Here is a 22098-nt window from a genome sequence, read left to right as displayed (position 1 = left end):
CAAATCCCGGGCCCCGGCCTCTCATTCCCAGGCCGTCAGCGGGCCGCCCAAAGCTCCGAAGAGCGGCCCGGAAGCCGTATCCCATCTCCGGATTGCCCCTTGTTCAGCGCTCTCCTAGGATCCTAGCCGCGTGCCCGTCCGTCATGCAGGTGTCCTCGACGGTGACGTGGGCGGAGAGGACCGGTGTCCCGGACGCCACGAGCGAGGCATGCAGGTCATGGATGTCGATGACGTGCGGCAGGGCCAGGATGTGTTCGCGGACCTGGGCCATGTCCAGACCCTGGGGCGCGTTTTCCATCAGCACGTTGACGGTGTCGCGGAGCAGCCTGAGTGTCCGCGGAATGATCAGCACGCCGATGAGCAGGGACACGACGGCGTCGGCCTGGACCCAGCCGGTGAGGGCGAAGACGATCACCGCTGCAATGACGGCCACGGAGCCCAGGGCGTCGTTGAGCACATCCAGGAACGCGGCCTTCATGTTGAAGTTATGGTTCCGCCCTGAGGCGAGGACGATCAGGCCGACGGCGTTGCCGGCCAGGCCGATGATGCCGAACCAGAGCATCGTCGATCCGCCGATTCGTGTGGCTCGAAGAGCCGGCGGATCCCTTCAATGATGACGAAGCCGCCGACGCCGAGCAGCAGGGCCGCCTGTCCGGCGGCGGCGATGATTTCGGCACACTTGTAGCCCCAGGTGCGTTTGTGTGTGGCCGGCATCAGGGCCAGCGAGGCGGCGATGAGTGCGATCAGCAGCCCGGCCGAGTCTGTGAACATGTGGCCGGCGTCGGCCAGCAGCGCGAGACTTCCCGTGAGGGATGAACCGATGATCTCGGCGACCATCACGGCGAAAGTGATGGAAAATACAACGATGAGTTTGCCGCGCTGGCTGGTCCCCGCGGCGCTGTGGCCGTAGTTGTGGCCGCTCATGGGCGGATCTCCGGGGTCCGACGGACGGCGGTGCGCAACGACTCGGCGGACGGGAGCCCCGCTACGCCGTGTCCGGAAAAATAGACGCGGCAGCTCAGGGCAGGTGCGGACTCCGAAGGAAACAGGTCACGTCCGTCCGCGATGAACGACGGTGAGCCGTGGAAGTGGAGGGCCTCGGCATCGGCCTCGCACGTGACCTCCCGGAGCCTCAGGTGACTGGCATCTTTCCCTTCTGCGGCCAGAGCCGTGCGGAACAGGTCCAGGGCCGGGCCGCTATTCGGGCAGCCCTGAATGGTGCGCAGTTCGTAGTCCATGGCTCAGCCGTCCCTGCGGCCCAGGCCGCCCAGGGTGACCGCCTGCGATCCGGGCGTGGATCCGCATCCGTCGCAGTAGCCCGAATCCGCGGCGGCCTCGGCAGACATGGAGTCCATGTCCGGGGCCGCATCGGTGCCCGAATCAGCACAATCGCTGGCGGGTTGGGCGCCTGCACCACTGTCCGGGTTGGCGCCGCAGTCACCGGCGTCGGAGCCGGTGTCCGCTGCGGCGTGGGGGAGCGTGCAGCAGACGTCGCCGCGCCAGGCGCTGATGCCTTCGCGGACGGCGATGACGGCGATGACCAGCGCGGCGCCGGCGTCGGCCCACCACCAGCCCAGGGTGCTGTTCAGCACCAGCCCGACGAGCAGGACGGCGGAGAGGTAGGTGCACAGCAGGGTCTGTTTGGAATCGGCCACGGCTGTGCGGGAGCCGAGTTCCCGGCCGGCGCGGCGCTGCAGCCAGGACAGCACGGGCATGACGGCCAGGCTCAGCCCGGCGATCACGATTCCCGGGGTGGAATGCCGGGCCGCGCCGCCGCCGGCCAGGGATCGGACGGCGTCCACGGCCACGAACGCGGCGAGGGCGAAGAACGAGATCGCGATGATCCGCAGGGTCAGGTGTTCGCGCCGTTCAGGGTCCCTGGCGGAAAACTGCCACGACAGGGCGACGGCGGACGCGACCTCGATCACCGAGTCCAGGCCGAAGCCGATCAGGGCCGACGAGTCGGCGACGCCCCCGGCCCAGAGCGACACGACGGCTTCAACGATGTTGTAGCTGATGGTCGCGGCGGCGAACAGCCGGATGCGGCGGCTCAGCACGGCACGGCGGACCGGGTTGGGTCCCCCAGCTGGAGGGCGGTCATGCCAGGCATGTCCCGTCGGGTGCGCAGCAGGCCGGATCCACGGCCAGGACGACGCCGATCAGGTCCCGGATCGCGTGGCCCAGCCGCGCGTCGGCGAGCTCGTACCGGCTCCGCCGTCCGTCCGGGACAGCCACGACGAGTCCGCAGCCGCGCAGGCACGTCAAATGGTTGGACATGCTCTGCCGTGAGACCCCGAGGGAGTCGGCCAGATCGGAGGGGTAGGCGGGCGCCCCGGACAGTGCCAGCAGGATCCGGGCCCTGGTCGGATCCGAGACCGCGTAGCCGAACCGTGCCAGCACCGGGGCGTGCGTGAGGGTTTCCATAAACCAAAAGTACAGGCATGGATGTATTCAGGCAATTGTGTACTGCTCTGGCTAGTGCCACAGGCCTAAGCCGGGACGAGCAGCCCGGTTGCGAACATCACGGCCAGTACAAGGATGATGCCGGCGTTGGTGAGCGGTGTGGAGGTCTTCCCGGCGTTGTCTTCCAGCAGGGGGAGGAGTTTGACGGCCACCTGGGCTGCCGGTCCTGCGCCGATGCCCAGCAGGAAAGCCGAGAGGGCAAGCTGGAGACGGTGGCCCCCCGATTTCAGCCGCCGCCGCCAGGACGAACAACAGGACCGTTCTTGCGGTAGTCACGGATTAATCATGCAGTGCCTGGCTGCTCATCCGTGGCGGGCTTCTCCGGTGACAATGTGGTCTGCGTGGTTGATTGCCTCGTGGATGAGCCTGACGAGGTGTCCGTCGCGTAGGGAGTAGATGATGTGGCGGCCGTCCTTGCGGGTGTCAACGAGGCCGCTGAGGCGAAGTTTGGCAAGGTGCTGGCTGACCACGGTCCGCGGCACGCCTGACGCTTCCGTCAGTTCCGTGACGGTTCGCGGGCCCGCGGACAGCTGCCAGAGCAGATGAAGGCGGGTGGGTTCGGCGAGCATCCGCAGCGTTTCGCTGGCCGCCGCCAGATGGCCCGGTCCGGGGGTGATCGGATGGATCAGGGATGGCTGTTCATCGGCTGTGCTCAACGGGTTCCTTGTGGGTGGCGGATGCAGTGACCTGTACGGGCGGTTGCCGTGGCCAGGACAGGAATGCTCCTGCACTGCCGATTATCGCAATGATTGCCAGGGCCAGTGCAGCCCAGCCCAGTCCGGCCTGCGCACCGACCCAGCCGGCGACGGGATAGGTGAGGATGTAGCAGGCGTGGGACAGGGAGAACTGTGCCGTGAAGACGTACGGGCGGGTGTGCTCATCGGAGGCATCGCGCAGGAGACGGGCCGACGGGGTGAGTATGGTTGAATTTGCGGCCCCGAGCAGGACCCACAGTGCCAGCAGCAGCCACCACCCGGTGTCCGGGGACGCCAGGAATGTCATGGCGGTGGCGCCGGCAAGAGCGAGCGGGATTACGGCGGCGCCGCTGAGCATCACGGCACGGTCCCCGAACCGGTCCAGGACCCGCGGCGCCGACAAAGCCACGATCATCGACCCGATACCGAAGCACGCCAGGGCGAGGGCCAGATCGGCGTCGGGACGGTGTAGGACGTCGCGGACGTAGATCACTGTGTTGACCAGCACCAGGGCCGTCGGGGCGGCGACGACCAGGTTCAGGGCCAGTAGGGACCGCAGCCGCCGGTTGCGCCAGAAGATCCGTGCGCCCTGGTCCGGTGCCACAACGAGGTTTGCGGCCCGGCCGACGCAGTGACCCGGGGCAGAACCGTGATGGCGACCATGAACGCCCAGAACAGAAAGCCTGCAACCGTGCCGATGAACAGCTTGTTGTACCTGAGAACGGTCAGCAGCAGCGCTGCGGCGGCCGGGCTGACGAGTGCTTCCATGTCGTAGGCGAGCCGGGACAGTGAGAGTGCGTTTGTGTAGTCCCGCTGGTCTTTCAGGATTGTCGGGATCAGCGACTGGAAAGCGGGCGTGAAGGTGGCTGAGGCTGACTGCAGCAGGAAGATCACCACGTAGATCTGCCACGTTTCTGTGATGAACGGCAGACACAATGCCATTGCGGCCCGGATCAGGTCCGCCCCGATCAGCACCGGCTTCTTCGGCAGCCGTGCTACCAGGGCAGTGATCACCGGTGCCAGACCCACATAGGCCAGCATCTTGATCGTCAGCGCCGTACCCAAGACCGCCCCGGCGTTCCGGCCCGCCAAGTCGTACGCCAGCAGCCCCAGAGCAACCGTCAGTAGGCCGGTCCCCACCAAGGCCACGATCTGCGCCGCGAACAGGCGCGCGTACGTTCCGTTGCGCAAAACCGCCAGCATAAAATCTCCTCTAGGTGCATATGTGCGTTACCGTGCACTTAAAGGGTAATCCGATGTCGTGTCGCCGGCATGCAGGCGAGGCTGTTACCGGATGATGGGGTGGTCGGTTCGGCGCATCCGCAGGGCCACGATGATGCCGGACAGTGCGGTCAGGACTGCGACGACGGCGACGGCTGCGGGGATTCCGTAGGCGTCTGCGAGCAGTCCGGAGAGCAGGGCGCCGACGGCAAACCCTCCGTCGCGCCACAGGCGGTATACCCCGACTGAGCGTGCGCGCCATGCGGGGTGGGCGACATCGCCGACCGCGGCCAGCAACGCCGGGTATACCATCGCGGTCCCGGCTCCAAGCAGGACGGCTGCGGTGAGCCAGATACCGAAGCCGGTTCCTGCGGCGACCATGCCCAGCGCTGCGGCCTGGACGAGCATGCCGGCGACAATCAGCGGCTTGCGGCCGTATCTGTCGGACAGGGCACCGGTGGCCAGCTGCCCTGCACCCCAGACTGCCGGGTAGACGGCGGCCAGGATGCCGATCTTTTCGATGCTCAGGCCGCCGGCGCCGAAGAGTACGGGGAACAGGCCCCAGGCCAGTCCGTCGTTGAGGTTGTTGACCATGCCGGCCTGGCTGACCGAGGAGAGGGATTTGTCGCGGAAGCTGGTCAGGATGAACACCTGCCGGCTGCTCAGCTCGGCGTGCGCCTGGGCATGGGCGGCGGTGTGGCTGGCGGCTTCCAGCCTGGCATGATCGTGGGTTTCCTTCACGGCCAGCACGGAAAGTCCCAGTCCGAGGGCGATGTACGCGGCGCCGAGCAGGAACGGTCCGGGACGGAGCCCGTAGCTGGCGGCGATGTAACCGGTGGCGACGGCGGTGCCCGCGACACCGAGGTAACCGGCGGCCTCGTTGAAGCCCATGGCCAGGCCGCGCCGGGACGGGCCGACGAGGTCCATCTTCATGATCACCGTGGTGGACCAGGTCAGGCCCTGGCTGATGCCCAGGACGACGTTGGCTGCCACGATCCAGCCCCAGGACGGCCCGAAGATCAGCATCACCGGTACGGGCACGGCGATGAGCCAGCCGACGACCAGCACGGGTTTGCGGCCGTACCGGTCCGAGAGAGCCCCGGCGAAGTAGTTCGTGGCGGCCTTGGCCAGGCCGAAGGCCAGGATGTAGGTCAGGGCACTCGTATAGAGGTCCAGGTGGAAGACCTGGCCGGCCAGCAGGGGCAGGACCGTGCGTTCCTGACCGAGGCTGCCGCCGACGAGGGCGTTGACTGCGACCAAAAGCGTGAACTGGGCTATGTTCTGGCGCAGCCCCAGCTCGATGCCTTCGCGCGGGCGGCTGCCATCTCTGCGCCGGGGTAGTGCGGCACTCACCGCCGTGCCCCGGTCTTGTTTGCAGCTCCAGTTCATGGGTTCACACCACGGTATGGGCGGTGCGTTGTGACCAGATCACCACGGGGATCAGGAGGAGGGAAAGGATTCCACCGGCGAGGGCAAGGGCGGCGTAGCTGGTTCCGGCGACGACCGTCCCGGACAGGGCACCGCCGGCCGCGCCGGCCAGGGCGATCAGAACATCAATGGATCCCTGCGTCCTGGCCCGCGTTTCGAGCGGGGTCGCGTCGACGATGAGGGCGGTGCCGCTGATCAGCCCGAAGTTCCAGCCCAGGCCCAGCAGCGCGAGGGCGATCATCAGCTGCGTCATTGACTCCGCCGGGGCGGCGGCCGCGACGATCCCTGCCGCGAGCAGCGTCACTCCGGCGGCGACCGCCATGGGGACCCGGCCGATTCTGTCGACCAGGACGCCGGTGACGAGCGAGGGCAGGTACATGAAGCCGATATGGATGCCGATCACAGCCCCGACTTCGGTGAGGCCGTGCCCGTGCGCCTGCATCTGCACCGGCGTCATGGTCATGATGGCAACCATCGCTACCTGCGTGAGGACCATGACGGTGGTACCGACGGTGACGCCGCGGTCGTTCCTCGGCGGTTCCGGTGCAGGCGGTGCGTCAAAGACCGCCGCCGTGTCTGCCGATTCCCGGGCGCTGATGGCGGAGGCCAGCAGGAGCGGGTCGGGGCGAAGCCAGAAAAACAGCACCAGACCCGCTATCGTGTAGGCGGCCGCGGCGAGCAGGAACGGGCCGGCAAGGGGCGGAATCCCCAGGGCCGTGGCGACAGCTCCCATCGGGGTAACCAGGTTCGGGCCGGCGACAGCCCCCAGGGTGGTGGAGACCATAGCCAGGCTGACCGCCGTGGCACGGCGCTGAGGCGCGGCGAGGTCGGTTCCGGCGTACCGTGCCTGCAGGTTCGTCGCCGTTCCCGCCCCGTAGACGAGAAGGGCGATGAAGAGCAGGATCACATTGTCCGCCGCTGCTGCCAGCACAACGCCGCCGGCTCCGATACCCCCGGCGATGAATCCCGACGTCAGCCCGGCCCGGCGGCCGCGGCGCTGGGAAATCCGTCCGACGAGGAATGCCGCACCGGCGGAGCCGAGGGTGAACAGCGCCGCCGGCATGCCGGCCAACCCGGCGGTGCCGAGCATCTGCTGGGCCAGGAGCGCCCCCACCGTGACGCCGGCCGCGAGGCCCGCGCCTCCGAAAATCTGGGAAACGATAACGACGGCGAGGGTGCGCCGGTAGAGCGCGTGGCGGCGCTTCGGGGAGACCGAGTAGGACTGGACGAGGCGCTCCGGGATCTGCTGCACAGCCAAGACCTTTACGACGTGCCCGCGGGCGTGGTTGACGCAGATGTCTCCACAGGCAGGCCCGCCGCTTCCCACTCGGGATACCCGTCCTCGAGCCTGACCGCGGGGATCCCGTGCCGGCGCAGCGTCCTGACGGCCTCGTCGGCGAACACGCAGTACGGGCCCCGGCAGTAGGCGGCGACGGTGTGGCCATCCGGCAGCTCCCGCAGCCGCTCCGCCAGTTCCTTCACCGGGACCGAGACCGCGCCCGCGATATGCCCGGACCGGAATTCCGGCTCGGGCCGGACGTCGAGCACGACGATGTCGCCTCCGGCCATCCGGTCCCTCAGCTCGGTCCGGGTCAGGGTGCTCAGCGCCGACCGGTCTCCGAGGTACGCGGTCGCGAGCTCGTTGAGCTTTGCGACATGATCCGAAGCCACAAGGCGGACGGCCGCCCAGAGCTGGGCCACCCCTGGCCCGCTGAGGCGGTAGTAGATCCGGGTGCCGTCCCGGCGCGAATGCACCAGTCCGGACCGCAGGAGGTGCTGGAGGTGCTGCGAAGTGTTGGCGACGCTTTGCCCGATCTCCTGCGCGATCTCGTCCACAGCGCGTTCACCTTGGGCGAGAACGTCCACGATTTCGGCCCGGCGGCCGCTGCCCAGCACCTTGGCCACGGAGGCGAGTGCGTCGAACAGTTCGTCTTTTGCTGCCCTGTCATCCATGTGCTTCCCCTCGCTGCAAGTTAATTCAAGTAGGTACTTGACAACATATACCCGCCGGGTGTGCTATTCAAGTATTCAAGTACTTACTTGATTATCTCGCCCGGAGTTCCGGGCACGACCGGAAAGAGGCGCAGTGCGATGGGCACGACAGCTACCGTCCGCAACGGCATCGACGTCGACCGTCTGCTGGAGACCATCCAGGCGATCGAATCAGATCCCGTACAGGGCACCTTCACCTTCAGCGCGACCAGCACCTGGAGCGAAGGCACACACAACATCGGGCAGATTCAGGGATTCACCCAGGCCGGTGTTCAGGACACCGGGCGGAGCCAGGGTTTCACTCTGGAGGGGGATGAGCCGCCCGTGCTCCTGGGCAACAACGCCGGCCCTAATGCTGTCGAGCTTCTCCTGCAGGCTCTGGGCTTTTGCTACGCGGTCGGCTATGTCGCGAATGCCGCGGCCCAGGGCATCGAGATCGCCTCATTGCAGATGGAAGTAGAGGGCGACCTGGATGTCGGGAAGTTCCTGGGCCTCGCAGGCCCCCGTCCGGGCTTCACGGCGATCCGTGCGCGGGCGCGCGTCTCAAGCCCGAACGCCACCGTCGAGCAACTGACGTCACTCTGCCAGTACGTCCAGGACAGCTCACCGGTCCGTGACTGCCTGGCCAACCCGGTCCCGGTCGATACCACCCTCGAAGTCGTTTGAACCGCGGGCACCGACATGAGCACACCAGCCGCGGCCACGACCATCGACCGCGCCGAGCTTGAGGCCAAAGTCAAGCAGATCTACCGGGCAGTCGCCCAGAACCCCGCCGGCCACTACCACTTCCCGATGGGGCGCAGCCTCGCCGAAGGACTGGGTTACCCGCCGGCGCTGTTCGACCTGATCCCGGCCGGTGCCATCGAGTCTTTCGCCGGTGTCGGATACAACTTTGATCTGGCAGACCTGAACCAGGGCGAAGAGGTCCTTGACCTGGGCTCCGGCTCCGGAATGGACGCCTTCGTCGCAGCCGTCAAAGTGGGCTCTGGCGGGCGGGTGGTGGGCCTGGACATGACCGAGGAGCAGAACGCGAAGGCCGAAAGCCTCCGGAAGCCGGCGGACTTTCCCCAGGTCACGTTCGCCCTGGGCCACATCGAAGACCTCCCCTTCAGGGACGCAAGCTTTGACTGCGTCATCTCCAACGGCGTCATCAACCTCTCCCCGGACAAATCCGCCGTCTTCCGCGAGGCGGCACGCGTCCTCCGCCCCGGCGGACGCCTGGCCATCACCGACATCGTCACCGAAAAGCAACTCACCCCTCAGATCGTCTGCAATGCCGACCTGTGGGCCGCCTGCATCGGCGGCGCCGCACAGACCGATACCTATCAACAGTCGATCACCGGCAGCGGGTTCATCCTTGAACAAATGAGGAGGAACCCGTACGAATTCCTGTCCGACAGCGCCCGCGCCGCGGCCGCGAAATACGGTGTCATGAGCGTCTCGTTCCTCGCACGGGCCCGCTGAACACCAGGGACAGACGACCCATGCCACCACCAGCAAAACCATCCCAGCCTCTACCGGAGCCGCAGGGGTGAGTGAGCGGATACGTCCTGCGTCAGGCCGGTGCACCAGTCAGCTGACGCCGCCGCCCACCCGCACAGGGCCGCCATCGACGGCCAGGGGTTGCGCCGCCACTGTAGTAACTGGGCCAGCGCCCCCTACACCGAGCCTAGGAGCACCACATGCCCTGCGGAGACAGCCGTCCGGTAAGGCCATCGACCGGCACTACTTGCCGTTCTCGATAACGAAGGATTCCGAGAGGGCTGCGAATCGAGAATCGGCCGCCGCGTCGTTTGTCATTTTTCGAAGTCGTCCGCACGGAATGTTCCAAGTCCTCTGCACACAGGTCGAGATAGAAGTTCCCGGGGCGTAAGTCCAACCCTCGGAGGGCGTAGGTCAGACATCAGACGAGTGCTTCCTCAGGGCTCCGGAACGTCCTGCTTTCCGCAGTGCCGTTGGCTTCTTCCAGATCGGTCCTGTACGCATACCTTTTGCTTCGAGTGTGCAGCGCTACTTCCACTCGAACAGGCGGCCTTCGGACTTGCCGTCGGCCACCTGGTACTCGAACAAGACCGCTATCCCGTTGAGGCTACTCAACTCGTCGGAGGTGGTTTCGTAGAACAACGCACCCCGCCAGGCGAGTTGGCCCGGACCGGTGAATCTACCGACGCCTCTGCCGGTGAAGGTCGCAGTCTGCCCGCTTGCGGTGACGACAAAACCGTTTCCGCTGCCGGCGACCGTGCCGCTGGGACGAATCGTGCCGACGTAGGTGACCGTGACGTCAACCTGGACACCGCAGAGCGTGCCGACCTGATGATCGGTCACTTCGCTGCGCGGACCGAGACCAATTTCTTCCAGAACCCGCGTGCTGATGGCTTGTCCGGTGAATTCCCCGATTTGCTCTCCGAGCATCATGATCTCCTTGCCAATTGGATCGGTGCATGGACCCACGTCGACTGACGTGACGCTCCAATCGTAGGGCGGAGACCGCTCGAGGTCGACGTCGGTCCGGTGCCCGTTTCCGACAGTTCGGATGACTGGGCCCGGTGCCCTATCGGCGACCGGCTCGCCCCCCTCCCCCCCGTGCGCGGCAGCCCGGTATGACAGCGCGCCTTCCACCCAGAGGACCTCTCCTCGATGGCTGCGGCGCTCTCCCGCGGGGCCAGACCCACGCGAATGCCGGCGGCAACGGCGCGGGGCCCTGCAGCGCTAATCTTGGATTCATGACCTCCACCCCAGTCACCTTGTGTTTCCTGCTCCGGGATGCGCCCGGCGGCGGTAGAGAGGTCCTGCTTGGCCTGAAAAAGACCGGCTTCGGCACAGGCAGGATCGTTGGGCTCGGCGGCCACGTTGAGCCGGGGGAGAGCGACGCCGAGGCAGCGTGCCGGGAGGTTCTCGAGGAGGCCGGGATCACCGTGCGGCAGCAGGACCTGGGCGACGCCGGCGTGGTGGAATTTGTCTTCCCGGCCAGACCCGGGTGGAACATGTCCGCGCGTCTCTTCACAGCCCGTGTGTGGCACGGCGACCCGCAGGAATCTTCGGAGATTATTCCGGAGTGGTTCATGACGGATGCCCTGCCCGTGGAGCGGATGTGGCAGGACGCGGATCACTGGCTGCCCATCGTGCTGGAAGGCGGGATGGTAAATATTGTCGTCACCCTGAACGCCGACAACGAAACGGTTGCTTCGTCTGTGAGCAGTCTCCGGAACCTGTAACCGACGGCGGGCCGGCCACCTTGAAAAGGTGACCGGCCCGCCGTCGTTGTGTCGGAAGAAACTACGCCAGGTGCCGTTCCTCGACGCCGTTGTATTCGCTCAGCGGGCGGATCAGCGAGTTCGCGTCCAGCTGCTCCATGATGTGCGCGGTCCAGCCGGTGATGCGGCTCGCCACGAACAGGGGCGTGAACGTCGCCGTGTCGAAGCCCATCAGGTGGTAGGTGGGCCCGGTCGGATAATCGAGGTTCGGCTTGATCGCCTTTGCCTCGTCCATCGCCGTTTCCAGGCCGTTGTACAGCCCCAGCAGCTCGGGACGGCCGTAGTACGCGATCATCTTGTCCAGCGCGGCCTTCATGGTGGGCACCCGGGAATCGCCGTGCTTGTAGACACGGTGGCCGAAGCCCATGACCTTCTTCTTCTGCGCCAGGGCGTCCTCCATCCAGGCCTTGGCCCGGGTGTGCGCCTCATCGAGCGATTCCTCCGGACGGATGCCGATCTCGTCGAAGGTGTGCATGACGGCCTCATTGGCGCCGCCGTGCAGCGAGCCCTTGAGCGCGCCGATGGCACCGGTCACGGCCGAATGCAGGTCCGAGAGCGTGGACGTGATGACGCGCGCCGTGAAGGTCGAGGCGTTGAAGGAGTGCTCGGCGTACAGGATCATCGAGACGTTGAACGCCTCGACCACTTCCGGGACCGGCTCCTCGCCGAACGTCATCCAGAGGAAGTTGGCGTCGTAGCCCAGGTCGTCGCGCGGCTCCACCAGCTCCTGCCCGTGGCGGCGGCGCTGGTCGTAGGCCACGACCGCTGGCATCGCGGCGAACAAATCAAGGGCCTTGGCCAGGTTAGCCTCGCGGGAGGAGTCCTCCGCCAGCGGGTGCCGGGCGCCCATGACGGAGGCCGCCGTGCGGCAGACGTCCATCGGGTGCGAGGTCTCCGGGAGGGCATCAATGACCTGCTTGACCACCGGATCCAGCGCCCGTCCGGCGCGTTCCCGTGCCGTGAACTCCGCGAGCTGACCGGGGTCGGGCAGCTCGCCGTTCCACAGCAGGTAGGCGACTTCCTCGAAGCTGCACCGGGCGGCCAGCTCCTGGACGGGGTAGCCGCGGTACAGCAGCGAGTTGGTGTCCGGGTTGACCTTGGAGACCGCGGTGTAGTCCACCACGACGCCGGCGAGGCCCTTTTTGATGTCTTCTGCAGCCATGTTGAACTCCTTCGTTCCTGTCGCGGGTTGTGCCGGCCGGAGCCGGAAATCGGTTGCCGGGATCACTGGCCGGGGACCTGGAAATTGAAGACCCCGGTGTCAAAGCGGTTGTAGGCCTCGTAGTCGACGAGGTCGTACAAACGTGCGCGCGTCAGCATGGTCCCAACTTGTGCCTCCTGGGTTCCGTCGGCCCTGATCGATTCCAGCGTACGCTCCGCGGCGCCCATGGCACTACGGAGCAGCGTCACCGGATAGATGATCATGTTGACCCCGACGCCGGCCAGCTCGTCCACCGTGAACAGTGCGCTCTGGCCGAATTCGGTCATGTTCGCCAGGATCGGGACGTCGACGGCGTCGCGGATGGCCTGGAATTCGGACAGGTCCTTCATGGCCTCGGGAAAGATGGCGTCGGCGCCGGCCTCCACGAGCGCCCTGGCACGGTCCTGGGTGGCCGCCAGCCCGTCGATGGCGCGGATGTCGGTCCGCGCCATGATCAGGAAGTTCGGGTCGCGCCGGGCATCGGCCGCCGCGCGGATGCGCTTGGTGGCGGTGTCCAGGTCCACGACGTTCTTGCCGTCCAGGTGGCCGCAGCGCTTCGGGTTGAACTGGTCCTCGATGTGGCAGCCGGCCAGGCCGGCGTTCTCGAGTTCCTGGACGCTGCGGGCGACGTTCATGGGTTCGCCGAAGCCGGTGTCGGCGTCGACGATGCAGGGCAGGTCCGTCATCCGGGCGATCTGACCGGCCCGGGTGGCGACTTCGGTGAGCGTGGTCAGCCCGATGTCCGGCAGGCCGAGGTCATTGGCCAGGACGGCGCCGGAGATGTAGACGCCGGCGAAGCCTTTCTCCTCGATCAGCCGTGCCGAGAGCGGGTTGAAGGCGCCCGGGAACTGCGCGATGGTGCCGGAGGCCAGGAGCTCGCGGAAACGGATCCGCTTCTGCTCCGGCGTGGTCTTCGAGTACAGCATCAGAACAGTCCCTTCGGGGCGGCGGCCAGATCGATCACGCCGTCGGCCGCCTGGATGTTCAGCTGGTCCAGCTCGCCGGCGGCGAGTTCGGGGAGCCGTGCGGCGGCGTCGAGGAAGCGTTCGATTTCTTCCTCGGCCACGAGGCCGGCGGCCAGGGTGCGGAACTTGTTCACGTACTGTTCCCGCTTGAACGGCCGGGCACCCAGCGGGTGTGCGTCGGCGACGGCGATCTCCTCGGTGATGACAGAGCCGTCCGTCAGCGTGATCACGACGGTGCCGCCGAAGGCCTTCTCGGCGATGTCCAGGGAGTGGTAGCGGCGGGTCCATTCCGGGTCCTCGACGGTGCTGACCTTGTGCCAGAGTTCCACGGTGTCGGGCCGGCCGGCGCGTTCGGGGGCGTAGGAATCGACGTGGTGCCAGGCGCCGTCCTGCAGGGCGACGGTGAAGATGTACGGGATCGAGTGGTCCAGCGTTTCCCGGCTGGCGGTGGGGCTGTACTTCTGCGGATCCTTCGCGCCGGAGCCGATCACGTAGTGGGTGTGGTGGCTCGTCCTGATCAGCACGGACTCCACGTTGGCGGGGTCCTTGAGCTCGGGGTGTTCGCCGTGCAGCTTGCGGGCGAGGTCGATCCAGGCCTGGGCCTGGTACTCGGCGGAGTGCTCCTTGGTGTAGGTGTCCAGGATGGCGCGCTTGGCTTCGCCGGCTTCCGGCAGCGGCACGGTGTAGGAGGCGTCGGGGCCGTCCAGCAGCCACGCGATGACGCCGTCTTCGCCTTCGTAGATCGGCACGGGAGAGGTCTGGCCGCGCATGGCGCGGTCCGCGGATTCGACGGCCATCTTGCCGGCGAACGCCGGGGCGTGGGCCTTCCACGTGGAGATCTCGCCCTTGCGGGACTGCCGGGTGGCGGTGGTGGTGTGGAGCGCCTGGCCGACGGACTGGAAGATGGTCTCGACGTCCAGGCCCAGCAGGGTGCCGATGCCGGCGGCGGCTGAGGGGCCCAGGTGGGCCACGTGGTCGATCTTGTGCTCGTGCAGGCAGATGGCCTTGACCAGGTTGACCTGGATCTCGTAGCCGGTGGCGATGCCGCGGATGAGGTCCTTGCCGGTGGAGCCGACGTGCTGGGCCACGGCCAGGATCGGCGGAATGTTGTCGCCCGGGTGGGAGTACTCGGCGGCGAGGAAGGTGTCGTGGTAGTCCAGTTCGCGGACGGCGACGCCGTTGGCCCAGGCGGCCCATTCCGGGGCGACGCGCTCTTCGATGCCGAAGACCTTGGCGCCCTTGCCGCCGGTGGTGGGCCCGTGGGTGAGGGCCTGGGCCCGGGCCGCGATGATCGGGGCGCGGTTCAGCGAGGCGATGGCCACCGAGGCGTTGTCGATCACCCGGTTGATCACCATGTCGGTGACCTCCTCGGTCACGGCAACGGGGTCGGTGGCGACCCTGGCGATCTTGAAGGCGAGCTGGTCCTCGCGGGGCAGGTTTTCCTCGCTCTTGTAGACGCGGACGTGGTGTTCCTTGACCATGGTGCTCCTTTTAGTGAGGTATGTGCGTGGCTTTGACGTGGGAAAGGCTGCGGTGCAGGTGGAGCGTGGTGGCGGCCTCGGCCAGCCTCGGGTTGCCGGCCGCGATCGCCTCGGCGATGGCGGCGTGCTCGGCCGCCGCGGCGGTCAGCCGCTCGGCGTCGTCGGCCGCCAGCCGGCGGACCCGGACCAGGTGGACGCGCAGGCTGCGCATCGCCTGGACAAGGTAGGAGTTGGAGATGGCGGCGTCGATGGCCGCGTCCAGCCGGCCGACGAGCCCGTAGTAGTCGTGCCGGGCCGGGTCGTCCGCGCCGATCAGTTCCGGGGCCTTGAGCAGTTCGTCGCGGAGCTTTTCGAAGGTCGTGGCATCGCCCCGCTCGGCGGCCAGCGCCGCTGCCCGGCCTTCGAGGGTCTCGCGCAGTTCGAAGAGTTCGTCGATGTCCGCCAGCGAAATATCGGTCACGACGACGCCGCGGCCGCCCGCCGTCGTCGTCAGGCCCTCCGCGGTGAGCCGGCTCAGGGCCTCCCGCAGCGGGGTGCGCGAGATGCCCAGCCGCTCGGACTGCTCCACTTCGGCCAGGACCGCACCGGGAAGCAGGCGCCATTCGATAATGTCCTCACGCAGGGCCGCATAGGCCTTGTCGCTGGCGCGCATCCTGCCTCCTTCATTGGCTGACACACTCGAGTGTATACAAAGGGAGCGGAATATCCCAGGAGTTTCCCGGAAAATCCTAAAGTGAAGCCACGGATGTATACATGAGCCCTTGTGTTGTCCTCCGCCGCCGGGCTACCATGAGCTCCATCACAACGCAGTGGACGGGATGTATTTCATGATCACCAGGAGCTACCAGGACACGTACGACCGCAGCCTGGCCGAGCCGGCGGAGTTCTGGCTTGACGCAGCGGGCAAGGTCTCGTGGTCCACGCCGCCGCGGCAGGCCCTCGATTCCAGCCGGGCCCCGCTCTACGGCTGGTTCCCCGACGGCATCCTGAACACCTCCTACAACGCGCTGGACCGCCATGTGGAGGCCGGCCGCGGGGCGCAGGACGCCCTGGTCTACGACTCCGCCATGCTGGGGACCCAACGGCGCTACAGCTACGCGGAACTCACGGACCTCGTGGCCCGGTTCGCCGGCGTCCTGCGCAGCAACGGCGTGGGCAAGGGCGACCGCGTCGTGATCTACATGCCGATGATCCCCGAGGCCGCCATCGCCATGCTGGCGACCGCCCGGCTCGGAGCCGTGCACTCCGTGGTCTTCGGCGGCTTCGCGCCCAAGGAACTCGCCGCCCGCATCCGGGACGCCGCCCCCGCCGTCGTGGTCACGGCCTCCGGCGGGATCGAGCCCGCGCGCCGGATCGAGTACCTCCCCGCGGTGGCGGAAGCCCTCGAACTGGCGGGGGCCACCGGCACACCGGTCCTCGTGAAGGGGCGGGAAGGCTTCGCCGCCGCAGCCGCGGACCATTCCGGCTGGCTGGACTGGGACACCGAACTGGCCACGGCCGCGCCTGCAGCGCCGGTGGACGTCAAGGCGACGGACCCGCTCTACATCCTCTACACCTCGGGCACCACCGGCACCCCCAAGGGCGTCGTGCGGGACAACGGCGGCCATGCCGTGGCGCTCACCTGGACCATGGAAAACATCTACGGCGTCGGCCCCGGAGACGTCATGTGGACCGCGTCCGACGTCGGCTGGGTGGTGGGGCACTCGTACATCGTCTACGGCCCGCTCCTGGCCGGGGCCACCACGGTCCTCTACGAGGGCAAGCCCGTGGGGACCCCCGACGCCGGAGCGTTCTGGCGGGTCAGCCAGGACCACAAGGTCAACGTGCTCTTCACCGCGCCCACCGCGCTGCGCGCCATCCGGAAAGCCGATCCCGAGGCGAAGCTGCTGGACGGGTACGACCTGTCCGGCCTGCGCACGCTCTTTGCCGCCGGCGAGCGGCTCGACACCGACACCTTCCACTGGGCCTCCCGGATCCTGGGCGTCCCGGTGGTGGACCACTGGTGGCAGACCGAGACCGGCTGGGCGATCTGCGCCAACCCCCGCGGGCTCGACGGGCTCCCGATCAAGGCCGGCTCGCCCAGCGTGCCCATGCCCGGGTACAGGCTCAGCATCGTCGACGGCAGCGGCGAGGACGTCGAGGCCGGAACCGAGGGCAACATCGTCCTGGGGCTGCCGCTGCCTCCCGGCACCCTCACCACGCTCTGGGGCGACGACGAACGCTACGTCTCCTCCTACCTCCAGGCGTTCGAGGGCTACTACGCCACCGGCGATTCCGGCTACCGGGACGCGGACGGCTACCTGTTCGTGATGGGCCGCACCGATGACATCATCAACGTGGCCGGCCACCGGCTGTCCACCGGTGCCATGGAACAGGTGATCGGGCAGCACCCGGCAGTCGCCGAATGCGCCGTGATCGGCCTCGCGGACACCCTGAAGGGCCAGCACCCCAGCGGCTACGTCGTGCTCAAGTCCGGCGTCGACACGGCCGAGGACGTGCTGGTCAGGGAACTCATCGCCCTGGTCCGGCGGGACATCGGGGCGGTGGCGGACTTCAAGCACGTCACCGTCGTGGAAGCCCTGCCCAAGACCCGTTCCGGGAAGATCCTGCGCAAAACCATGCGCCAGATCGCCGACGGCGAGGACTACGTGGTGCCGTCCACGATCGAGGACGCCGGCGTCATTGACCAGCTCATCAGGACCCTGCGCCCCGCCGCCGCGGAGTGACGGGGCGGTCTTGGGTGACGCCCGACGGGGGAGCGGACCGGCCTACGACGTCGGCCCGAGCCATTTTGACACGTCGGTTTTAGCGCTGGTGGTCCGGGTCTTCCAGCAGTGCCTTTAACGTGACGAGGTTGGACTTCATCTCTTTCTTGATGCTCCTCGCAATGAGCGGCAGCATGAGTCCGGAACGGCCGCGACCACTCTCCAGCTCAATCCGGCAGGTGAGCTTCGTACCGGATCCTCCAGTCGTGGTCCTGTATGAAGCGTGGAACTGCACCGGCCCGGAGGTGCTTTTGAAGGCAACTATTTCGTCGGGAACGTACTGCGTATACACGTTGGTCGCTGTCGTCCTGCGCCCCATGATCCTGCGCTCGAACGCGTGCGTCGTGCCCACGCCGGCGGGTCCCTCCGTCGTCTTCTGCACACTCAGCAGACCCTTCTGCCATGCAGGGGCATTGTTCTGGTCCGCAACAAACGCGAACACGTCACCGACGGGCAGGTTGAGGATGGTGGTTACCTCGAGCAGGACCATGCTTGCACTCCAATCCGATGGCTCGCGGTTTGGATGGTTGGTTTCGTACTCCGCCGGCGGGCTTACGACGTCGGCCCGAGCCAGCGGTACTCATTCTCCGGCCGGCCAGGCGTTCCGTAGCGCGCCGTCCGGGAGACCCTGTCGGCGTCGGCGAGGTATTCGAGGTAGCGGCGGGCGGTCACCCGGGACATGCCCAGCGCCGCCATCACCTCGCTGGCCGAGACGGCGCCGGACTGGCCCCTCATGAATTCCTGCACGGAGCCCAGCGTGGACACGGCGAGCCCCTTGGGCAGCGGCAGCTCGGACGGGGCCCGCAGGCTCGCGAAGGCCCGGTCCACCTCGCCCTGGGAGGCCCCGGCGCCCGAGCTGCCGGCCTCAGGCGTTGCCAGTTGCTCCCGGAACTGCCGGTAGCTGGAGAGCTTGTCCGCGAAGGTCGCATAGGTGAAGGGCTTGATCAGGTACTGGACCACCCCGGTGGCCACGGCGCTGCGGACGATGCTGAGTTCGCGCACGGCGGTGATGGCGATGATATCCGCGAACAGGCCGGCAGCACGCATCCGCCGCGCGATGTCCAGCCCGTGCAGGTCCGGGAGGTTCATGTCCAGGAGCACCAGCTCAATCGGGGTGCCGGCAGCCGCGGACTCCGTCATCAGCCGCAGGGCCGACTGGCCGTCGGCTGCCGACCCGGCGAGCACGAACCCGTCCAGCCTGCCGACGTAGGCGGCGTGGGCCGCAGCGGCGATGGGCTCGTCTTCGACGACGAGCACGCGGATCTCGCTCATGGCTGTCCCTCCGCGGCCTGTCCGGAAGCCGCTGGCGAGGTAGTAGCCGGCATCGTAACCGCCGGCAATGCAGCCGCGGCCGCAGTCGGCAGCGTGACGTGGAACAGTGCACCCGCCGGGCTGCTGATCGTGAGGGTGCCGCCGAGGCGATGCACCGCCTGGCGGACCAGGGCCAGTCCGAGCCCCCGGCCGAATGGTCCGGGCTCCTTGGTGCTGAAGCCATGGCGGAAGATATCCTCCACCGCCGCGGGGTCGATGCCCGGGCCGCTGTCCTCCACCGTGATCTCCAGTGACCCGCCGGCGTTCGCGACGGTCAGTTCCACGAGCTTCGGCGCCGGCGCCTCGGACGCCGCGTCGATGGCATTGTCGAGCAGGTTGCCCAGGATGGCCACCAGGTCCTGGACGGCCAGCCCGGATACGGCGGTGGATCCGCCGGCATTGAGGTCCAGTTCGACGCCACGCTCGCGTGCCTCGGCCACCTTGCCCATGATGAGAGCGCCGAGCACCGGCTCCTCGATGGAGCTGACCACGTCATCCGTGAGGCGCTGGCTGAGCTCAAGGTCCCTGGTGGCGAAGTCCAGGGCCTCGGGACCGCGTCCCAGTTCCAGCAGCGAGACAATTGTGTGCAGCCGGTTGGCGTGCTCGTGGGTCTGGGCGCGGAGCGCATCGGAGAGCGTGCGCACGGTTTCCAGCTCACTGCCGAGGGACTCGATTTCCGTGCGGTCCCGGATGGTGGCCACCGTGCCGAAAACCGCGCCGCGCTGGCGTCCCGCGGAGGAGTGCGGTCCCACCGCCGGTCCCTGGTTGACCACCAGGATGCGGGAGTCCGTCAGATGGATTTCGTCCTGGGCGCCCCGCCCCGATTCGAAGAGTTCCTTGAGGCTGGCCGCCAGGGGCAGCTCCGCCAGCAACGGCGCCGCCCAGCTCCCGCCTGTTGGTCCGCCTGTTGGGCCGGCCTGAGGGCCGACCGTTGGCCCGGCGGCTGGCCCGGCTGGAGTGCCGCCTGTTGGGTCGGCGGTTGGGTCGCCTGTGGCGGAGTGCGGGGTGAGGCCCAGCAGCTCCGCGGCCTGGTCGTTGTACATCACCACCCTGCCCCTGGAATCAATCAGGATCACGCCCTCCCGGACCGAGTGGAGCACCGACTCGTAGTAGGCGAACAGCTGGGCGAGCTGTTCCGGGCCCCAGCCCCGCGTGACCCGGCGCAGGTACCGCCCCAGCAGCCAGGACGCCACGGAGCCGCCCGACAGCAGGGCCAGTCCGATGACCAGCAGCGCCGGCAGCCTGCCGGAGACGGCCACGTCCACGGTGCGCACGGTCACGCCGACCGCCACAAGCGCCTTCACCGTTCCGTTTTGGTCCTTGACCGGAGCGATGGTGCGGACCGAGGGGCCAAGGGTTCCGGCGGTGATCTCGGTAAAGACTCGGCCGTTCAGGGCAGCGTCGATGGACCCGATGTAGGGCTTTCCCAGCTCTTCGTTGTTGGGGTGCGTCCACCGTGTCCGGTCAGGAGCCATGATCGTGATGAAATCCGCATTGGCATCGCGCATGACTTCCAAGGCGTAGGGCTGCAGCAGGGCCGTCGGGTCGGCGGCGTTCGCCGCCTGCAGCACCAGGGGGTTGTCCGCCACGGCGGTGGCGATGCCGGTCATCCGCCGGCCGGCCTCTTCATAGGCGTGGTCGCGGGCGTCAACGAAGCTGGCGGTGCCCACGATTGCCGTCAGGGCCAGCATGAACAGCAGATGGGCCACGAACAGCCTCCGCGCGATGCTCCAGCGGTGGATCATCAACACCTTCCATGACCAATATGAACGCAACAGTGAGCCAAGTCACCTGGCCACCAATGATGGATATACACCGGACCGACGTGATCAGCCCAGAGCATGGGCCCAGCGTCTTCCAGCCTATCCATAAGGAGACACATCATGGCTTCTCAACGAGGAGAGTCAGCCGCGCCCGTCAAGGCCGCGCGCAAAGGGCTCGACAAATCCCATTACCTGTACATGGCCGTCATTGCCGCCGTGGTCCTCGGCGCCGTCGTCGGTCTGCTGTTCCCCGCTTTCGCCCAGACCCTGAAGCCGCTCGGTGACGGCTTCATCAAGCTCATCAAGATGATGATCGGCCCCATCATCTTCTGCACCATCGTGCTGGGCATCGGTTCCATCGCCAAAGCCGCCACCGTGGGCAAGGTCGGCGGCCTGGCCCTGGGCTACTTCGTCGTCATGTCCACCTTTGCCCTGGCCATCGGCCTGGTGGTCGGCAACCTCATCCACCCGGGTGAAGGCCTGAACCTGACGCCGTACGACCCCAACAAGAAGGCGGCTACCGACAGTACCGTCGACTTCCTGCTCGGGATCATCCCCGGTGACATCCCCGTGCTGCCGACGCTGCTCGCCGCGATCCTGGTCGGCTTCGCACTGCAGAAGATGGGCCCCCAGGGTGCCCCGATCCTGAAGGCGATCGGCTACGGCCAGGCAGTGGTCTTCCGCATCCTCATCATGATCATGTGGCTGGCACCCGTGGGTGCCTTCGGCGCCATTGCCGCCGTCGTCGGCGCCACCGGCTTCCAGGCGATCGTGAGCATGTTTACCCTGATGATCGCGTTCTACATCACCTGCGCCCTGTTCATCGTCGTTATCCTCGGCGGTATCCTCCAGATCGTGGCGGGCGTGAGCATCTTCAAGCTGATGAGGTACCTGGCCCGTGAATACCTGCTGATTTTCTCCACCTCCTCTTCCGAGGCTGCCCTGCCGCGCCTCATCGCCAAGATGGAACACCTCGGTGTGTCCAAGCCGGTCGTCGGCGTCACCGTGCCCACCGGTTACTCCTTCAACCTGGACGGCACCGCCATCTACCTGACCATGGCGTCGCTGTTCGTGGCGAACGCGATGGGCATGCCGATGGACCTCGGAGCGCAGATTTCCCTGCTGATCTTCATGATCATTGCCTCCAAGGGTGCCGCCGGCGTCACCGGTGCCGGACTGGCCACCCTGGCCGCCGGTCTCCAGGCGCACGCGCCCCAGCTGCTGGGGGGCGTGGGCATGATTGTCGGCATCGACCGCTTCATGTCCGAGGCCCGCGCGCTGACCAACTTCACCGGCAACGCCGTCGCCACCGTCCTGATCGGCACCTGGGTCAAGGAGATCGACGGCGACCAGGTTGAGCGTGTCCTCTCCGGCGCCGCGCCCTTCGATGAGCTGACCATGAACCCGCACCACGGCACTGGCGACGACGACGCCGCCGGTGTTGCCGCCGACCAGCCGGCCCAACCGGCCCATCCGCAGCCGGCCGGCGCCTGATGCGACGGCCTGATCCCACGGCCTGATCCCACGGCCTGATCCGGGGGGTGAAACCGCGGCAGGAC

The 22098-nt window shown here is 67.3% G+C and carries 23 protein-coding genes and 1 pseudogene; 5 read left to right on the top strand and 19 right to left on the bottom strand.

Features of this window, described 5'->3' with window-relative positions; translation table 11 throughout:
- Positions 1-109: 109 nt before the first annotated feature.
- From J9611_RS16485 to J9611_RS16440, 11 genes and pseudogenes are all read right to left on the bottom strand, one after another.
- Positions 110-924, bottom strand: a pseudogene (locus tag J9611_RS16485) (cation diffusion facilitator family transporter); the annotation flags it as partial.
- Positions 921-1238 (bottom strand): hypothetical protein, encoded by a 318-nt coding sequence (locus J9611_RS16480; protein WP_211881679.1) that lies wholly within the window; start codon positions 1236-1238, stop codon positions 921-923. The gene J9611_RS16480 and the pseudogene J9611_RS16485, both read right to left, overlap by 4 nt.
- 3 nt (positions 1239-1241) lie before the next feature.
- Positions 1242-2057: a cation diffusion facilitator family transporter gene (locus J9611_RS16475; RefSeq protein WP_211881678.1), complete on the bottom strand. Its 816-nt coding sequence runs from the start codon at positions 2055-2057 to the stop codon at positions 1242-1244.
- A 40-nt stretch (positions 2058-2097) separates the two neighbouring features.
- A complete protein-coding gene (locus tag J9611_RS16470; RefSeq protein ID WP_211881677.1) occupies positions 2098-2424 on the bottom strand; it encodes an ArsR/SmtB family transcription factor in 327 nt (108 codons plus the stop codon).
- A 65-nt stretch (positions 2425-2489) separates the two neighbouring features.
- Complete coding sequence (locus J9611_RS22370; protein ID WP_281414581.1) at positions 2490-2615, bottom strand: hypothetical protein; 126 nt, start codon at positions 2613-2615, stop codon at positions 2490-2492.
- Between the two features lie 150 nt (positions 2616-2765).
- Positions 2766-3119, bottom strand: coding sequence for an ArsR/SmtB family transcription factor (locus J9611_RS16460; RefSeq protein WP_246527929.1), 354 nt, complete (start codon positions 3117-3119; stop codon positions 2766-2768).
- Positions 3103-3762 carry an MFS transporter gene (locus tag J9611_RS22895; protein ID WP_443701384.1) on the bottom strand — a complete coding sequence of 220 codons (660 nt, stop codon included), beginning with the start codon at positions 3760-3762 and terminating at the stop codon, positions 3103-3105. The genes J9611_RS16460 and J9611_RS22895 overlap by 17 nt, the downstream gene beginning before the upstream one ends.
- Positions 3696-4361 carry an MFS transporter gene (locus tag J9611_RS22890; protein ID WP_443701383.1) on the bottom strand — a complete coding sequence of 222 codons (666 nt, stop codon included), beginning with the start codon at positions 4359-4361 and terminating at the stop codon, positions 3696-3698. Before J9611_RS22890 ends, J9611_RS22895 begins: the two co-directional genes overlap by 67 nt.
- An 84-nt stretch (positions 4362-4445) precedes the next feature.
- Positions 4446-5732: an MFS transporter gene (locus J9611_RS16450; RefSeq protein ID WP_307857133.1), complete on the bottom strand. Its 1287-nt coding sequence runs from the start codon at positions 5730-5732 to the stop codon at positions 4446-4448.
- A gap of 40 nt (positions 5733-5772) precedes the next feature.
- Positions 5773-7059, bottom strand: coding sequence for an MFS transporter (locus J9611_RS16445; RefSeq protein WP_307857132.1), 1287 nt, complete (start codon positions 7057-7059; stop codon positions 5773-5775).
- Between the two features lie 11 nt (positions 7060-7070).
- Positions 7071-7760, bottom strand: coding sequence for an ArsR/SmtB family transcription factor (locus tag J9611_RS16440; protein ID WP_211881675.1), 690 nt, complete (start codon positions 7758-7760; stop codon positions 7071-7073).
- Between the two features lie 138 nt (positions 7761-7898).
- Between J9611_RS16440 and J9611_RS16435 the strand changes: the two genes are divergently transcribed.
- Positions 7899-8465 carry an OsmC family protein gene (locus J9611_RS16435; RefSeq protein ID WP_211881674.1) on the top strand — a complete coding sequence of 189 codons (567 nt, stop codon included), beginning with the start codon at positions 7899-7901 and terminating at the stop codon, positions 8463-8465.
- Positions 8466-8480: 15 nt separating this feature from the next.
- Entirely contained in the window at positions 8481-9263 is a 783-nt protein-coding gene (locus J9611_RS16430; RefSeq protein WP_211881672.1) for a methyltransferase domain-containing protein, read from the top strand.
- Positions 9264-9809: 546 nt separating this feature from the next.
- Here the strand turns inward: J9611_RS16430 and J9611_RS16425 are convergent.
- Entirely contained in the window at positions 9810-10214 is a 405-nt protein-coding gene (locus J9611_RS16425; protein WP_211881670.1) for a hypothetical protein, read from the bottom strand.
- Between the two features lie 308 nt (positions 10215-10522).
- Between J9611_RS16425 and J9611_RS16420 the strand changes: the two genes are divergently transcribed.
- Complete coding sequence (locus J9611_RS16420; RefSeq protein WP_211881669.1) at positions 10523-11014, top strand: 8-oxo-dGTP diphosphatase; 492 nt, start codon at positions 10523-10525, stop codon at positions 11012-11014.
- Positions 11015-11075: 61 nt separating this feature from the next.
- Here the strand turns inward: J9611_RS16420 and J9611_RS16415 are convergent, their stop codons facing one another.
- The 4 genes from J9611_RS16415 to J9611_RS16400 all read right to left on the bottom strand — a co-directional run bounded on the left by J9611_RS16415 (position 11076) and on the right by J9611_RS16400 (position 15352).
- Positions 11076-12215 carry a bifunctional 2-methylcitrate synthase/citrate synthase gene (locus tag J9611_RS16415; RefSeq protein ID WP_211881668.1) on the bottom strand — a complete coding sequence of 380 codons (1140 nt, stop codon included), beginning with the start codon at positions 12213-12215 and terminating at the stop codon, positions 11076-11078.
- A 62-nt stretch (positions 12216-12277) separates the two neighbouring features.
- Entirely contained in the window at positions 12278-13180 is a 903-nt protein-coding gene (prpB, locus tag J9611_RS16410; protein WP_211881667.1) for a methylisocitrate lyase, read from the bottom strand.
- Positions 13180-14700 (bottom strand): MmgE/PrpD family protein, encoded by a 1521-nt coding sequence (locus tag J9611_RS16405; protein WP_211881666.1) that lies wholly within the window; start codon positions 14698-14700, stop codon positions 13180-13182. The genes prpB and J9611_RS16405 overlap by 1 nt, the downstream gene beginning before the upstream one ends.
- Positions 14701-14710: 10 nt before the next feature.
- Complete coding sequence (locus J9611_RS16400; protein WP_211881665.1) at positions 14711-15352, bottom strand: GntR family transcriptional regulator; 642 nt, start codon at positions 15350-15352, stop codon at positions 14711-14713.
- Between the two features lie 175 nt (positions 15353-15527).
- Between J9611_RS16400 and J9611_RS16395 the strand changes: the two genes are divergently transcribed.
- The gene (locus J9611_RS16395) at positions 15528-17426 is read left to right on the top strand and encodes a propionyl-CoA synthetase (RefSeq protein WP_211881664.1); all 1899 of its coding nucleotides are present in this window, start codon (positions 15528-15530) and stop codon (positions 17424-17426) included.
- A 79-nt stretch (positions 17427-17505) separates the two neighbouring features.
- On the opposite strand, the gene J9611_RS16390 is transcribed toward J9611_RS16395, so the two are convergent.
- From J9611_RS16390 to J9611_RS16380, 3 genes are all read right to left on the bottom strand, one after another.
- On the bottom strand, positions 17506-17955 hold the full coding sequence (locus J9611_RS16390) for an SRPBCC family protein (protein ID WP_211881663.1): 450 nt from the start codon (positions 17953-17955) through the stop codon (positions 17506-17508).
- A gap of 62 nt (positions 17956-18017) precedes the next feature.
- Entirely contained in the window at positions 18018-18737 is a 720-nt protein-coding gene (locus tag J9611_RS16385; RefSeq protein ID WP_211881662.1) for a response regulator, read from the bottom strand.
- A complete protein-coding gene (locus J9611_RS16380; RefSeq protein WP_211881660.1) occupies positions 18734-20521 on the bottom strand; it encodes a sensor histidine kinase in 1788 nt (595 codons plus the stop codon). The genes J9611_RS16385 and J9611_RS16380 overlap by 4 nt, the downstream gene beginning before the upstream one ends.
- A gap of 138 nt (positions 20522-20659) precedes the next feature.
- On the opposite strand from J9611_RS16380, the gene J9611_RS16375 reads away from it, so the two are divergent.
- Positions 20660-22033 (top strand): cation:dicarboxylate symporter family transporter, encoded by a 1374-nt coding sequence (locus J9611_RS16375; protein ID WP_211881659.1) that lies wholly within the window; start codon positions 20660-20662, stop codon positions 22031-22033.
- Positions 22034-22098 lie beyond the last annotated feature (65 nt).

The sequence above is a fragment of the Pseudarthrobacter albicanus genome (assembly GCF_018224015.1).
Classification (GTDB): domain Bacteria; phylum Actinomycetota; class Actinomycetes; order Actinomycetales; family Micrococcaceae; genus Arthrobacter; species Arthrobacter albicanus.
This window is presented reverse-complemented; position numbering and strand designations above follow the sequence as displayed.